At 69.9% G+C, this 14365-nt stretch carries 12 protein-coding genes; 10 read left to right on the plus strand and 2 right to left on the minus strand.

Annotation, left to right across the window (positions count from 1 at the left end):
• Window positions 1-194: 194 nt before the first annotated feature.
• Together ACYVKX_RS14715 and ACYVKX_RS14720 are read right to left on the minus strand one after the other, a co-directional pair.
• Window positions 195-2738 (minus strand): DEAD/DEAH box helicase, encoded by a 2544-nt coding sequence (locus ACYVKX_RS14715; protein ID WP_460833711.1) that lies wholly within the window; start codon window positions 2736-2738, stop codon window positions 195-197.
• Window positions 2735-4321: a site-specific DNA-methyltransferase gene (locus tag ACYVKX_RS14720; RefSeq protein WP_460833713.1), complete on the minus strand. Its 1587-nt coding sequence runs from the start codon at window positions 4319-4321 to the stop codon at window positions 2735-2737. Before ACYVKX_RS14720 ends, ACYVKX_RS14715 begins: the two co-directional genes overlap by 4 nt.
• On the opposite strand from ACYVKX_RS14720, the gene ACYVKX_RS14725 reads away from it, so the two are divergent.
• From ACYVKX_RS14725 to ACYVKX_RS14770, 10 genes are all read left to right on the plus strand, one after another.
• The gene (locus tag ACYVKX_RS14725) at window positions 4298-4624 is read left to right on the plus strand and encodes a hypothetical protein (RefSeq protein WP_460833715.1); all 327 of its coding nucleotides are present in this window, start codon (window positions 4298-4300) and stop codon (window positions 4622-4624) included. The two genes, ACYVKX_RS14720 and ACYVKX_RS14725, sit on opposite strands and share 24 nt — an antisense overlap.
• Before the next feature lie 471 nt (window positions 4625-5095).
• Window positions 5096-6049 (plus strand): hypothetical protein, encoded by a 954-nt coding sequence (locus ACYVKX_RS14730; protein WP_460833718.1) that lies wholly within the window; start codon window positions 5096-5098, stop codon window positions 6047-6049.
• A gap of 61 nt (window positions 6050-6110) precedes the next feature.
• On the plus strand, window positions 6111-6329 hold the full coding sequence (locus ACYVKX_RS14735) for a hypothetical protein (protein WP_460833720.1): 219 nt from the start codon (window positions 6111-6113) through the stop codon (window positions 6327-6329).
• On the plus strand, window positions 6326-7174 hold the full coding sequence (locus ACYVKX_RS14740; protein WP_460833722.1) for a hypothetical protein: 849 nt from the start codon (window positions 6326-6328) through the stop codon (window positions 7172-7174). The genes ACYVKX_RS14735 and ACYVKX_RS14740 overlap by 4 nt, the downstream gene beginning before the upstream one ends.
• Before the next feature lie 47 nt (window positions 7175-7221).
• On the plus strand, window positions 7222-7506 hold the full coding sequence (locus tag ACYVKX_RS14745; RefSeq protein WP_460833724.1) for a hypothetical protein: 285 nt from the start codon (window positions 7222-7224) through the stop codon (window positions 7504-7506).
• Window positions 7506-8396, plus strand: a complete 891-nt coding sequence (locus ACYVKX_RS14750) for a hypothetical protein (protein ID WP_460833726.1) — start codon at window positions 7506-7508, stop codon at window positions 8394-8396. The genes ACYVKX_RS14745 and ACYVKX_RS14750 overlap by 1 nt, the downstream gene beginning before the upstream one ends.
• A 1-nt stretch (window position 8397) precedes the next feature.
• On the plus strand, window positions 8398-9195 hold the full coding sequence (locus ACYVKX_RS14755) for a hypothetical protein (protein ID WP_460833728.1): 798 nt from the start codon (window positions 8398-8400) through the stop codon (window positions 9193-9195).
• A complete protein-coding gene (locus ACYVKX_RS14760) occupies window positions 9192-11198 on the plus strand; it encodes a type IV secretion system protein (RefSeq protein ID WP_460833732.1) in 2007 nt (668 codons plus the stop codon). The genes ACYVKX_RS14755 and ACYVKX_RS14760 overlap by 4 nt, the downstream gene beginning before the upstream one ends.
• Window positions 11199-11263: 65 nt before the next feature.
• On the plus strand, window positions 11264-12769 hold the full coding sequence (locus ACYVKX_RS14765) for an SCO6880 family protein (RefSeq protein WP_460833734.1): 1506 nt from the start codon (window positions 11264-11266) through the stop codon (window positions 12767-12769).
• Window positions 12769-14307, plus strand: a complete 1539-nt coding sequence (locus ACYVKX_RS14770) for an ATP-binding protein (protein ID WP_460833736.1) — start codon at window positions 12769-12771, stop codon at window positions 14305-14307. The genes ACYVKX_RS14765 and ACYVKX_RS14770 overlap by 1 nt, the downstream gene beginning before the upstream one ends.
• Window positions 14308-14365: the final 58 nt, after the last annotated feature.

The following is a 14365-nucleotide window of genomic DNA, read 5'->3' on the forward strand; positions in this document are numbered from 1 at the left end:
GCAGGATGGGGGACCTGTTCTCGCTTCTGTGGGGGGATCAAGGCTGGGACGGCTGGGCGTAGCCGGCCCGGTGGGGTGCCTGATCCAAGGGGAAAGCCCCAGGCGTCTCGGGTCACCTGGGGCTTGGGTGCGGTAGAGCAGGCGTCGCCACGGCCGCGCAGGAGAATCGGAAATGTCACTCGGGTGGTGTGTGCTCAGTAAGCCATGCCCTCGCGCGTGAACAGCGATTCCATGAGGTCCTTGTTGATCGCCGCGGCGACCTGCTCGCGGATGCCGTCCTTGGTGAGGTCCAGCGCCCTGAGGTTGCCGGAACCGTCCCGGACTACGGCCAGGACGCGACGTACCAGAGTGCTGTGATCGGAGGCGTACTGGGCAAGAGCAGCCCACTTGGGCGCTGCGTCAACCAGGTCGTGACGGTGCGGGTCGATGATGTCGAGGACGTAGTCGCCGGCGCCGTCGTCGTGCCAGAACAGGAAGTCTGGGTGCATGAGGAGCGTCTTCTCGCCGAACTCGTAGGGGATCGCGAGTGCATAGCGCCCGGACGACGGGTTGCGGTACCAGCCGACGAGTGTCTCGGCCGTGACCTCGAGCTCGAGAACCTCGGCCTCCCACGCTGACCGGGAGGTATCGACAGGGAACCGGCCGGCGCCCCTCGTTCCGGGCGGGATCACGTAAAGGTGCTTGGGGTAGGTCGTGAGCTCGACAGTGGTGTCGCCGACGATGCGCTCCGTGGCGGCGGCGTAGGTCTGTCGGGCTTCCACTGTGGTGGGGTGCATGGGGGAGGAGCCCAGGTACCAAAGCGGCTCGATCAGGTCGCGGGCTGCTCGGGGCATGCGGGAGACGGCTGAGGCGTGGGCGTCGCGCCAGGCCTTGATCTGCTCGGCGGCCTGGCGCTCGATGACGTCCTTGAAGCCCAGGCCGGCCATGGCGGCCAGGCGGACGCCGGCGTCGATCTCGTCGTACCCCCGGTCGCATAGGTCGTTGAAGTACCAGGAAGCCGACCCGTCGGGGAGGAGTCGTTGGGCGCGCGTGTAGTAGCCGTCAAGGTCGCGCTCGACGGTGGGGGCCTCGCTTGTACTGGTCGACGTGGTGAGATCGGCTCCGAGGCCGACCGTGAGGGTGCCGACAGTGAGAGCGAGGGTGTCGGTGACCTTGGCGTCGATCTCGTCCTGCTGCTGGGAGTCTGCGGCCCGCATCTGGTCGACGATCCACGCCCGAGCCTTCTTCGAGGCGTTGGCGACGAGACCGTGCTCGTTGAGCGTGGCGGCCAGGCGCATGAGCTGAGCGGTGCGGGTCGAGAAGGTGGCCTTCGGGCGCATGTAGGACGGCAGAGTGTCGAGCAGCTCGAACAGTTCTGAAGGGACGTCGCTGGAGCGCTCGCACACGACGGGCGCGATCAGGACCTCCATCTCGACCGTCTCGTCCTCGGTCAGTGCCTTCACGACGCGGGTGACGTGCTCGGTCTTGAAACCGGGCAGGTAGGCCACGACCTCGTTGAGCCGGTCGTCTCCGCCGTCGACGCGCTGCGCGAGGGGAGTACGCACGAGCCGTCCGATCAGCTGGGCGATCTCGGTGAAGGAGTCCTTGCCCTGGAAGGAGACCAGCACCTCGGCGCGGGGACAGTCCCAGCCGGTGGTGAGGGCGGACTTGAACAGCACGACGCGGGCGCGGTCGTCGCCGGCGATCGCCTCGGGAGGCAGGTAGCGGACCGTCTTGTCGCCGATCTTGAGCGGTCCATGGGGGTCTCCGAAGGCGTGCGCGATCGCGTAGTCGCTCAGCTCGGGCCACGTCGACTCGATCACCGCGAGCATCTCCGCCAGACGGGCGTCGGTGACCTTGGGCGGCACCTGGACGACGAGCAGGGGGTCGACCAGGCGATCACCGGTGTTCTCGTGATGCGACTTCCAGGCCGTGGCGGCTTCCCTCAGGTCGGCCACCGCCAGGGCAAGCATCGTGTTGTCGGCAGTCTGGTCCTCGGCGATGTTGCGGAGCAGGATCCGGTCCTTCAACAGACCTGACTGGCGCACCTCGTTCGATGGGACCTCGACCAGCCGCATGGTGCGGCCCGAGGCGCTCATGGCCGCCTGAAACTTCTCGGGCGTCGCCGAGATCCCGAGCACGATCGGGGCAGCCGGCTGCTGGGTGCCGATGTTGGTGGTGCCGCCGTTGACGATGGTTCCGGCGATCGTCTTCCGGTCCGTCGACGTCGTGCCTGCACCGCGGTGCGCCTCGTCCCAGACGACGACGAAATCACCGCCGCGCTCACGTGCAGTGTTGGCGATCATCTCCCAAGCGCCGTAGGTCCGCTTGTCGGAGCGGGAGCCGTCCGCCCGGGTGGCGTGCAGGTTCGAGTTCCGCTGCAGTGCCTGGATGTGAACGAAGTAGATGAACCCTGGCTCGAGGGTGCGTTCATCGGTGTCGGCGAGGAACCGGATGCGGTTGGCATCGAGGCGGCCACCGGAGGCCTGGAGAATCTTGTTGATCGTCTGCCGATTCAGTGCCGGGTCATCGGTCAACCAGAGCACGGTCACGTTGGGGTCGGCCTCACGGGTCGCGGTGCCGAAGTAGAGCCCCTCGAGCACAGCCGTGGCGATCACGGTCTTGCCGGCTCCGGTAGGCGCGGTCAGACCCACCGCGGTGCGTTCCCCGTCTTCGCGGTAGTCACGCCGGGCGCGGCCGATGCCAGTCAGAACCCCCTCGGTCGCGGCGACCTGGTAGTCCTCAAGGGTGAACCTCATCGCGCACCCCCGAGTACGTTGATCGTGTAGTTGGCCAGGTACGACTCGTAGAGCCTGACGGCATCGACCCCAGCTGGAAGGCGCTCGGCGGCCGCCTGAAACTCAGTGGGGGAGTCGGTGATGATGAACACGACCCGAGGTGCTCGGTCGGCTTGGGCAGCATCGCTCACGGCCGCGGCGAATGGTGCCATGGCATCGACGCTGAACAAGATCCCGTAGTACTCCGTCAGCGCCCACCCGTCCTCCGGCTCCTGGACGATGCGCTCCCCTCGTGCGCCGCCCTCGAGCCATAGCAGCGGGGCGATCGCCTCGAACTCGCGGCCGCGGCGCACCATGCCGGGGTCCAGGTAGGTCAGCTTGAGGAAGTCGACGTTGGCAGCCAGGCCATCGGAGTAGACCGACCCGTCGGGTCGCTTGCCGGTGACAACGGTGGTGATGCGCGGCCGGGTGACGTACTCGAACACACCCATGGATTCCCATTCGGGGTCGCCTGGGTGGTGGCCGGTCTTGCGGAGCGCCTTGGCCTGTTTGGCGCCGAGCTCGTTGTTCGTCACCAGGATCGACTGCCTGGTGCCGCCGTCCTCGTCATTGAGCCGCAGCACTGCCTCGGTAGTGGTGCCGGAGCCGCCGAAGAAGTCGAGGATCAGGCCGTCCGGAGGGCAGGTCATCCGGAGCCAGCGCATCAGCACTTCATGGTCCTTGGGGAATGGGAACCGCTTCTCCCCGAGGACGCGCTCCAGGTGTGCGTTGGCGGTGTTGCGGGAGTGGTAGAAGGTCGGGACCGGCATGTTGTAGGCGTAGTCCCGAAGTGACTTCTTCTTGCGCGGTCGCTTGCCGAATGCGATGAGCCCGGCTTGGACCCACTCCTCCATGAGCTCGCGCTTGACCGTCCACCCGTTCGCGGGCGGGTCGTAGATCCGTCCGGTGTCGGGGTCGGTCACGGGGTATCGAAGGTTTGGCCTCGGGAGGCGGTTGGTGAGGTCGGCCGTCTCGAAGATGATCCCGTTCGCGTCGACGTTGTTGAAGCGGGTCACGCCCTCGGGCATGTCCTTGGAGTTCGCCTTGATGAACGCCCGGAGGCGCTCTTGGGCCTCCGCAGCGGTGGCGCCCGCTGCGAGGGTTTCATCGACCAGGCGGAGCATCTCTGGGACGTACGGCTTGGGGTCGAGGAACCGGGGCACCAGCTCCGCGTTTCGGCCATAGATCAGCATGTAGTCGGCGCCTCCGGCGTGGTGGCGTGCAAGTGCCGAGCCGCCGCCTTGCCAGGTGATGTTCATGATGAAGTTCTCGGCGCCAAAGACCTGATCCAGGAGCATCCGAAGCCGGTGGTGCTCGTCGTCTCCGATCGCGGCGATGAACACGCCGCTCGGCTTGAGTAGGTCCCTCGCGATGATGAGTCGTCGCTCGAGGAAGGAGAGCCACTTACTCGACTTGGCTCGATCGCTGGCATCAACATGACGGTCGTTGTAGATCCAGTCGTCGTTGCCCGTGTTGTACGGCGGGTCGATATAGATCAGGTCGACCTTGCCGCGGTGCGTCGAGCGGAGCGCCTGGAGAACATGGAAGTTCTCGCCGTTGATCACGGTGTGCCACGGGGCATCGTCAGCGTCGTGGGGGAGCCGGTCGACGGAGACCAAACCCGGAAACACAGGTTCTCCGAACTCGCGAACCACCACGAGCTCGGAGACCGGCCGCTCACCACCCTCGCCGCTCAGGACGGCGACCTGTCGACCGGAGTCTGTGAAGCCAACAACGCGCCACGTTTCGGGCGACGACTCATCCCGAAGGCCGACCCGGACGCCCTTGCGGATCGGATGTTCGGCCAGGCGAACGGACTCGGGAAGGTGTCGGTCGAAGACCAACCCGAACCGCCGAGATCCTCGTAGTAGCTCGACCTCGCGGGCGATCCGTTGACGAAGAGCCTCGTCCTCGATCCTGGCGATTGCCTCATCCAGGATGGTCTCTTCTGTCACCGGTCAGGTGCTCCTCGTGCTGGTGTCCGAACGTCGTGGCTCATCCTGCCGCACCGCCGTCTGATGGCGGCTCGTAACGGCGAAGGTGCAGCACTGCGGTCCACCGTCCGAACCGGCCTGGCACCCGGCCGGCCACCGACTCGGCCCGCGGATCAGGTGGCGACTCAGGCGACGGCTGGGGCGCGAGGACGTGGTGCTGACGTCGCCGCAAAGGCCTGGCCGGAAGTTTCCTGAACTTTCGGGGGGACGCCCTCTGACCTGCGCAAACGCGCGTCCCCCCCTCAGCGTCCCCCCTCGAAATCAGGGGTCTGGGGGGACAGATGCGGGGACGCCCGCTCGCGACCTTTCTGCCGTGCACAGCCACGGACGAAAGGAGCGAGTGCAATGAGTGTGGGCGACCAGCTCGGCCTCGACGACAACAGCGAACTGCTCGACCAGGCCCGCCAGAAGTGGCCCGTCTGGGTGGCCACCGATCCGCGCCTCGGCGTGGTCGACAACTTCGACGACCTCCGCTCCTGGCTGCCGACGGTGGACCACGAAGAGTCCGACCAGGTCCTCCTGGCGCTGGCCATGCTGGCCGCACCCGACGGTGGTGACGACATTGCGGCTGCGGCGGCGCTCGCCAAGTGCCTGCTGCCCGGCGCCTGCCGGCTCGCCGGCTGGCTGAGCACCCTCCCGCCGCGTGAGGTCTTCCGCGACAGCCAGCCGGTCATGGCGGGCGCCTGGTCAGCGGTCGAGCGGGTCGACGAGCTCGTGGCCTCGCAGCTGTGGATCGAGGTTCGCACGTTCAAGTGGCGTCGGCTCCGGAAGGTCGCGGCCAACATCTTGATCAACACCCGCGTCGGCGTGCTCCGCGAGGTCGGCGACTTCTTCTACGTCTCCCGCGCGGACCGCAGCTGGGCGAACACGACTCTCGTCGAGTCCTTCTCGGCCGGCGACCTAACGAGCGCCGACGGCGGTGCCGGCTACTCCGCCGAGATGCCGACTGAGCGGGTCACCGGCGCCCTGTTCCATCGCCGCGAGATCCTCGCCGACGCTGGCCCCGAGCAGGAGGAGCCCACGGCAACCGAGGAGCTCTTGGAGCTGCTCGCGTGGGCGTGCGACCACCAGGTCATCAGCCCAGCCGACCGGTATCTGCTTCTGTGCCTGGTCGAGGAGGCAGACCGGGTCGAGACCCGGCGTCTGGCGCGCGGCTACGGCGGCCTGCTCAGCAACGAGGTCTCCAGCCGGGTCGCGCCGCGCATCGGGGTCTCGGAGGCAACCGTCCGCCGCCACGGCTCGCGCACCGTCCGCGCCCTCGCCGAGGCCGCCCCCAGGAAGTTCGGCCATGACGAATAAGCCCGGAAGTGATCGCTCGCACCGCCCCGCGACACATAGGCGACTGGAGGTGGTGAAGCCCATGGCAAACAAACATGACGGTGAGCCCCGAACGCCGGAGCAGGTCGCGGAGCTGTTCGCGATCGCCGGCCGGGAGATCGAGGCGATCGAGCAGTTGACCGGCTGCGTGGCCCAGCTGCACGAAGTTCAGGCCGCCAAGGCACGGCTGGCGACCCTGACCCCGGCCGAGGTTCGGGCCGCACTCGAGTTCCGCCGCGGCGCCATCGGGGAGGCCCGGTGAGCACCCAGACCTTGAGCGGTCCGGTCGGCGTCGACGAGCTCAAGCGCGCCTGGCAAGCACTGAATGCCGGCGAGTTCCGCACCGGCCCCGGCGCCGGAAGGCGTCCCCGCGGCCGCGGCCGCGCCGCCGGGGCTGAGTGGGCCCCGGCCGACGGCGAGCACGCCATCGCTGTGATCGGGTCCGCGGGCTCGGTTGGCGCGAGCACTGTCGCCCTGGCGGCGGGCCTCGCTGCAGCCGCCCCGGTCCGAGTCATCGAGTGCTGCTCGGTCACCGCCTCCGGCCTCGCCGCGGCCAGCACGGCCGAGCTCGGCCTGCACCCGACCGACTGGCGGCAGGGCAAGCGCGACCACGTCCTGCTCGAGCGCGCCAGCGAGGTCCTCGCCGGCGTCGACGAGGTCCCGCTGCCCACCGACGCCGAGCACGACACTCAGCTGACCATCCTGGACATCGGCTGGGAGGCCGGCCAGTTGCTGGCCACCGACTGCTGGCTCGCCGAGGCGGTCCGCACCGCCGACCGGGTCGTTCTGGTCACGACCGCCACCGTCCCCGGGATGCGTCGCGCCGGTGTCGTCATGGACCTCCTCGGCGGCCATTGGCAGCCCGGGCAGATCACCCTCGCCGTGCGCGGCCCGCGCCGCAAGAAGTGGCCTCGCGGCCTCGAGCACGCCGGCGGCCCCGCCGTACGTCGCGTCCTGGACGCGGACCGGTGCGTGGAGATCCCCGAGGACCGCGAGCTCGCGGTCAACGGATTGGACTCCCGGCCGGTCCCGGCTCCCCTGGTCTCGGCAGCACGTCAGCTGCTGGAGCCCGCACATCTGTCCACCGACATCAGCGAAAGCGCCTGACCTGCTCGGGTCAGCAACCCCAGAAGGGAAGTCCACCCATGGACGTCATGACCGCACTCCTCCCGATGGCCGCGCAGGTCTGCCCGAAGGCGCCCCCGGGTGCTGTGGGCCCTACCAACGAGATCACCAGTTACGTGCTGTGGGGCGTGATCGTCCTGTTCGGTCTCGGCACCATCATCGCCATCGGCGCGATCATCGCCGGCCGGGTGTTCTCCCTGCCGCACGCCTCTAAGGTCGGCGTGATCTCGGTGGTGGTCGTGTTCGCCTGCGCGATCGCCTACCTGGTGCTGCCCGGGATGCTCAACGGGATCCTCGGCAAGGGCTGTATCTGATGCGGCGCGCAGCCACGAAGAAGGCAGAAGGCACCAGCGAGTGGAGCCGGCGCCGGTTGCTCGGCATCCTTGCCGCCGCCGTCGCCGTGGCTGCGCTCCTGCTCGGCGGTCTCGTGTACGCGGTCTACCTGGCGGTCTCCGGTATCGGTGGCGAGGCCAGCGCGAACACCGGCGTGGCCACCGGCGAGACCGAGCGCTCGACGGTGGCCCGCGGTGCCGCGCATCGCGACGAGATCGCGGCCGAACCGATGCTGACCGTCCCCGAGAGCGCGGCCTTCCCGGCCGAGACCACCAGCGCCAAGGCCCCGCAGATCAAGATCCCGACCGGGACCGGCGTCAACGGACCCGCGTTCGTGATGACCGGGTTCCCCCACACCCCGGAGGGCGCGATCGGCCAGCTGGCCCAGATCGACCTCGCGGTGCTGCAGTCGATGAGCCTGAGCACCGCCGAGGAGGTCTACAACGCCTGGGTGCTGCCCGGCGGGGTCCGGGCGGAGGACTGGTGGATCACCTCCAGCGTCCGCGCGTTCCTCTCCAGCACCGGGATGGGCGAGGTCAAGGACCCCAGCGCCTCGGTGTCACTGGAACCGGCCGCCGCACTGGTCAAGGGCACCGACGGCCCCGACTGGGCCACGGTCTGCGTGCTGATGAAGGTCAGCGCCACCTACAAGTCCGAAGGCCAGATCGCCTTCGCGCACTGCGAGCGCATGCAGTGGGTTGGCGGCCGCTGGATGGTCGCCCCCGGCGCCCCGCCGGCACCCGCGCCCGCGACCTGGCCCGGAACCCAGCTGGCACACGAGGCCGGCTGGCGCACCTGGACCACAGACCACACCGCCGAACCCACCAACCCCGGCGACCACGCCCACGGCGACCACGAAGGGGAGAACTGAGATGAGCAACCGGATCAACGACCCGATGGGGGAGTCCCGCACCACCCTGCTGCGCGTGGGGGTCCTGGTGGTGATCGCCGCACTGGTGGCGACCGCCGTCTGGCTCGGAGCCCGTGGCCGGACCGATGACAGCGGCGGCACCGACAAGACCAGCGGCGACACCTCAAGCCAGACCGGACAGCAGGCACAGAACGCCTCGGTCGACCAGGTCGCCCCGGAGACCGCCCCCGCGGATGGCGTGGAGATCCCGACCGGCGCCGAGGTGGTCGACGGCTACCCGACCCGGTTCCCACAGACCGACTTGGGCGCTGTCGCGCTGCAGGTCGAGGTCGCCAAGGCTCAGGTCGGGTTCGACTACGACCAGGCCGTCGCCGTCGCTGGCCTGTACGCCAACCCCGAGGACAAGGCCGTCTTCGAGCAGCGCGCCCGCGACGCCGTCGCGCTGCGTCGCCAGCAGGCCGGCGTCCCGAAGGAGGGCGACGTCCCTCCGCCCGCGTCGTACGCCGTGACGCCGATCGCCTACACCCTCGAGGAGCTCGACACCGGCTATTACGCGGTGAACCTGCTCAGCTACGTCACCCTCACCACCGCCAACGGCAAGGTCAGCGACGGCCTCTACGCCGGCACCCAGCTGATGCGGTGGCTCGAGGTCGACGGCGTGGGCGACTGGCGCCTGGTCCAGGGCAGCGATGAGGACATCGAGCACCTGGTCTCCACCGGCCAGCCCAAGGCGGTCGCGCCCGGCACCCCGGAGTACAAGCAGGCCGGCTGGATCCCGATCAACGGAGCCCCCCAGTGACCGCCGGCGACCTCTTCCACCGGGTGACCCGGCTGGGCATCGGCGCCCTGGCGGTCCTGGTCCTCACCACGCTCCTCGGGGCGGCCATGGCCATCCAGCCGCCCGCCGCGGCCGCGGCCGAGCCGCCGGCCACCACGGCGCACGTCGCCACGGTCGAGACCGCCGGCCAGCTGCCGGCCCGCAACGTCAAGATGGGCTGCCCCGGCCCCGACGCGCTGTGCGACCTCGGCGGCGACGCCGTCGACTGCGCCAAGGACCCGATCGACTGCGGCAAAGACGCAGCCGGCGGCGTCAAGGACGGAGCCGGCAACCTGATCAACGGCGCCGGGGACGTCCTCGACGGGGCCGCCGGGCTGCTCCCGGACGGCTGCGGCATCCTCGACGCGATCTGCGACGGCGGACTCCCCGGGCTCCCGGGCCTGCCGGGCGTCCCCGGCCTGCCCGGGATCCCCGGCCTCCCGAACGTCGGCGACCTGTTCGGCGGCGGCATCCCGGGCCTCGGCGACATCCCCAACCCCTTGGAGGCCATCGGCGACGTCATCGCCAAGGCCGCGGCCGACGCCTGGACCGCGGCCATGCTCGCGGTCTGGAACTCCGGCCTGTTCGTGCTGCGCATCGTGCTCACGTTCAGCGAGCTGTTCTTGACCCCCGACCTGCGCGCCGACGGACCCGGCAAGAAGGTCTACGCCTTCACCCTCTGGCTCGCGCTCGCCCTGGTGGTCATCTTGGCGATGATCCAGCTCGGTGCCGCGGCCTTCAAGCGCGAGGGCAAGGGGCTCGCGCGGGCATTGATCGGCGCCGGCCAGTTCGTCTTGGTCTGCGCCTGCTGGTTCGGCTACTGCGTGATGATCGTCGCCGCGTGCGGCGCCATCACCAAGGCGCTGATGAAGTCGCTGCTCAAGGTGCAGACCTGGCCCGACTGGGACCCCCTGGGCGGCCTCGGCATCGACGACATCACCGACGCCGGCGTGGCCACCGCCCTCGCCTTCCTCGGCATCTTCCTGTGGCTGGCCGCGATCGGGCACGTCCTGGTCTACTTGGCCCGCGCGGCGTCGCTGCTCGTGCTGACCGCCACCGGCCCGCTCGCGGCGGCCGGGCTGGTCTCCGACTTCACCCGCTCCTGGTTCTGGAAGAGCCTGCGGTGGTTCCATGCCGCGGCGTTCACCCCCGTGCTGATGGTGATGGTGCTGGGCATCGGCGTGCAGTTCGCCAACGGCGTCGCCGCCCACCTCGCCGACGACACCGCCAAGGCGTTCGGCACCGCCCTGCCGGCGGTGATGACGATCCTGATCAGCGTCGTCGCGCCGCTGGCCCTGTTCAAGCTCCTGGCCTTCGTCGACCCCGGCACCCCCAGCGGCGCGTCGTTCCGGCAGGGCATGGCCATCCAGGGCGGCCTCCAGGGCCTGCTCAGCGGCGGCGGTGCCGGCGGCGGCACCTCGGCCGCGTCGACCACCGACGGCAACGGCCGCTCCTCGGGTGAGCAGAGCGCCGAGGCCTCGACCGGCGACCGGTTCAACAAGTCCACCCAGGGCGTCCTCGGCAGCTTCGGCCCGGTCGGGCAGGCGCTGTCGACCGGCATGGGATGGATCAACTCCGCCGGCGCCAAGGCCACCTCCCTGATGTCGGACGAGACCAACCAGGCCGGTGTCGGGCAGAGCACCTACGGCCCCGACTTCAGCGGCATGGGTGGCCGACAGTCCGGCGGCCAGTCGGGTGGCCAGTCCGGCGACCAGAGCAGCGGCAGGCACCCCGGCTCCCAGAACAACGGCGACGACGACCCGCCCCCGAACCCGCCCATGCCGCCGGCACCGCCGACTCCGCCGACGCTGCCCACCGGTGGCGCACCGGGCGGCGCACCGGGTGGCGGCTCGGGTGCCGGCCAGAGCGGCTCCGGAGGCGCCGCCGCTACGCCCAAGACTCCCGCCGCCAGTGGCGGGGGAGCAGCCGGAGGTCCCGGCGGGGCTGGTGCCGCCGCCGGCGGGATCCCACCGGTGGCGGTCTAGCCGATGCGCCCCGCCACCTGCCCGCAGCCCCGATCGACCACTACTGACCCGGAAGGAAGCCGACGATGACCATCTACGCCGACTACCAGCGCGACCGCATCGGCTGGTTCTTCGGCCTCTCCGGAGGCCAGCTGATGTTCCTGGCGCTCGCCAGCCTGCCGGCGTTCTGGGCGATCAGTCGCGGAGCGTGGTTCTCCGCGTTCCTGTTCGCGCTGGTCTGGCTGTTCCTGCTGGGCATCACCGTCATCCCGGTCCGGGGCCGCTCGGCCACCGGCTGGGTGTTCGCCTCGAGCATGTACGCCGTCGGCGGGCTGCTCGGCTGGACCTCCTTCCGCGCAAAGGCCGCCCAGGGTCGCACTGAGGACCTCGACACCCCCGACCTACCCGGAGTGCTGCAGGGCATCAAGATCCACGACGGCCCGCCGCACGGCTCGCAGCTGCAGCGCGTCGGAGTAATCCACGACGACGCCACGAAGACCTGGGCGGTCACCGCCGCGGTCGTCCACCCCGGCATCGGCATGAAGGACACCGAGGAGCGCAGCCGCTGCGGCGAGGCGCTGGCCGGGCTGCTCGACGTCGCCGGCTGCACCGAGAAGATCGACGAGATCCTGTTCATGATCCGCACCGTCCCCGAGGACGGTGCCGAGCGCGAGCTGTGGGTCACCAAGCACCGCCGCGGCAACGCGCCGGAGCTGTCCGAGGTCGTCAACAGCGACCTCGCGGTGGGCCTCACCCAGGCGTCGGTGCGCACCGAGCAGTTCGTCACGATCGTCGTCCCGGAGACCCGGATCGCCCGGTCGGCCAAGGAGTCCGGTGGCGGGTTCGAGGGCCGATGCCGCGAGCTCTACCTGCTCATGGCCGAGATCGAGGCCCAGCTGCGCGGCCCAATGGGCATGACGTCGGTCCGCTGGCTCACCTCACCGGAACTCGCCCTGGCGTCCCGGACCGGGTTCGCCCCCGGCGACCGCGCCAGCATCGTCGAGGCCCTCGCCATGCGGGAGAAGGACCCGAACGTGAACGCCGACGTGCCTTGGGCGCTGGCTGGCCCCTCGGGCGCCGACGCGACGGTGCGGCACTACAGCCACGACGCGTGGAACTCGATCAGCGCCACCATCAAGCTCCCGACCCGCGGCGTCGCGATGGGCGCACTCGCGCCGATCCTCACCCCCAGCGAGTCGGGGGAGCGGCGCTCGTTCGTCGTCGCCTTCCCGATCGTGTCCCAGTCCAAGGCCGACCGGCAGTCCGGCAACGCCGAGTGGGCCGCGGACCTGGCCGAGGGCATGAACGAGAAGCTCGGTCGCAAGACCCGTGCCAAGCAGCGGGACGAGGCCCACAAGGCCCGCGGCCTGGACGCCAAGCTGGCCCGCGGCAACGCGCTGGTCCGGCCTTACGCGGTCTGCACCGTCACGGTCCCCAAGACGCTGCGAATCACCGAGTTCGGCCGCCGCCTGGATGCCTCGATCCGTCGCGCCGGGTTGGCGCCGCTGCGACTCGACCTCGCCCAGGACGTCGGCTTCGCCGCCTCGACCATCCCCGTCGGGATGAGCCTGACCCGGAGCGGAGACGCCTGATGCCCACCACCACCCGGCGGAACCGTGGCAGCGGCCGCGACATGGCCGCCCTGCTCTCAGACTTCGGCCACGACCTGCCCACGATCCCCACGCCCGCGCCGGAGGCCAAGGAGCCCCGGATCTTCAAGTACGCCCCGCGCCGCGGGGCCGCCCGCCGCGGCCGCGGCTGGGCGCCCGCCTCCGCCCCGGCGCAGGCCTGGCGGATGACCAGCGACCAGGCGCCGCTGTTCTGGCCGTTCGTCTCCGCGCCCGCCCTGCCCCCGACCGGGGCGCAGATGGGCGTCGACCAGCTCTCCGGCGGGTCGTTCTACTGCGATCCATTCGGGTGGGTGCTGCGCGACGACGTGCCCGCGACCAACCCCAACATCTTCCAGTTCGCCAAGCCGGGAAGCGGCAAGTCCGGCACCACCAAGGCCTTCTGCACCCGGATGATGCCCTTCGGCTACCGCACCCTGGTCACCGGCGACGTCAAGGACGAGTACGAGTCGCTGTGCCGCGCGCTCGGTGTCGAGCCCTTCGTCATCGCCCCCGGCTTCTGGGCCCGGGTCAACCCGCTGTCCATGGGCCCACTCGGCGACGGGTGGGAGAAGCTCTCGGCCGAGGAAGCCCAGCGGCGCACCACCATCATCTTCAAGCGGTGGCTGGTCCTGGTCCGCGGCCTCGTCGGCTCCATGAAGATCGACGACGAGCGTCGGGTGCCCTTCGGCCCCGACGAGTCCGACGTCGTCCGCAACGCACTGGCGATCCTCACCGGCTACGCCGCCGGCAACACCGTCCTGCAGGAGACGACCATCCCGCGGCTGTGGGACCTGCTCCGCAACCCCACCGAGGAGCTCGTCCGGGCCTGCGAGTACGCGAACCCCCGCGTGTTCCTCGACGAGACCCGGCTGCTGCGCAACGCACTCGGCGAACTCGTCACCGGCACCCTGGCCGGCCTCTTCGACGACTTCACCAACATCGAGGTCGACTGGCGCGCCCCGATCCAGTCGTTCAGCCTCTCCCGGCTCGACGGCCTCGGCGACGAGGCCGTCGGCATCGCGCTGCTGTGCATGAACTCTTGGGGCCGCGGCCTGCGGGAGATCGCCGAACCCGGCGACCTGCGCATCGTCGTGCGCGACGAGGTCTGGAAGCAGATGCGTCTCGGCACCGCCGCAGTGGCCAGCTTCGACGCCGACCTGCGGCTCTCCCGCGGTATGGCCGGCAAGGGAGGCGACATCCAGTTCTGCAACCTCCACAAGCCCTCCGACCTGCTCTCCGTCGGCGACGCCGACTCCCAGGCCGCGATGATCGCCAAGGACCTCCTCGAGCTGGCCGACATCAAGATCCTCGGCGCCCAGAAGCCCCGTGTCGCCCGCGAGCTCGACTCGATGCTCGGGCTCGGCCCGATCGCCCAGGACCTCGTCTCCGGGTGGGCGATGCAGGACAAGGGCCGCGCGCTGTGGTGCATCGGTGACGCCACCTACAAGGTCCAGACGGTGCTCCACCCGCTGGAGAAGAAGCTCTACTACACCAACGAGGCCATCGAGGCCGCACTTTAGAAGTTCGCGCGAATTTTGACGGTTCTGCGACGAACCTGAGCATGGGCAGCGTCCCCTC

Source organism: Nocardioides hungaricus, from assembly GCF_054782915.1.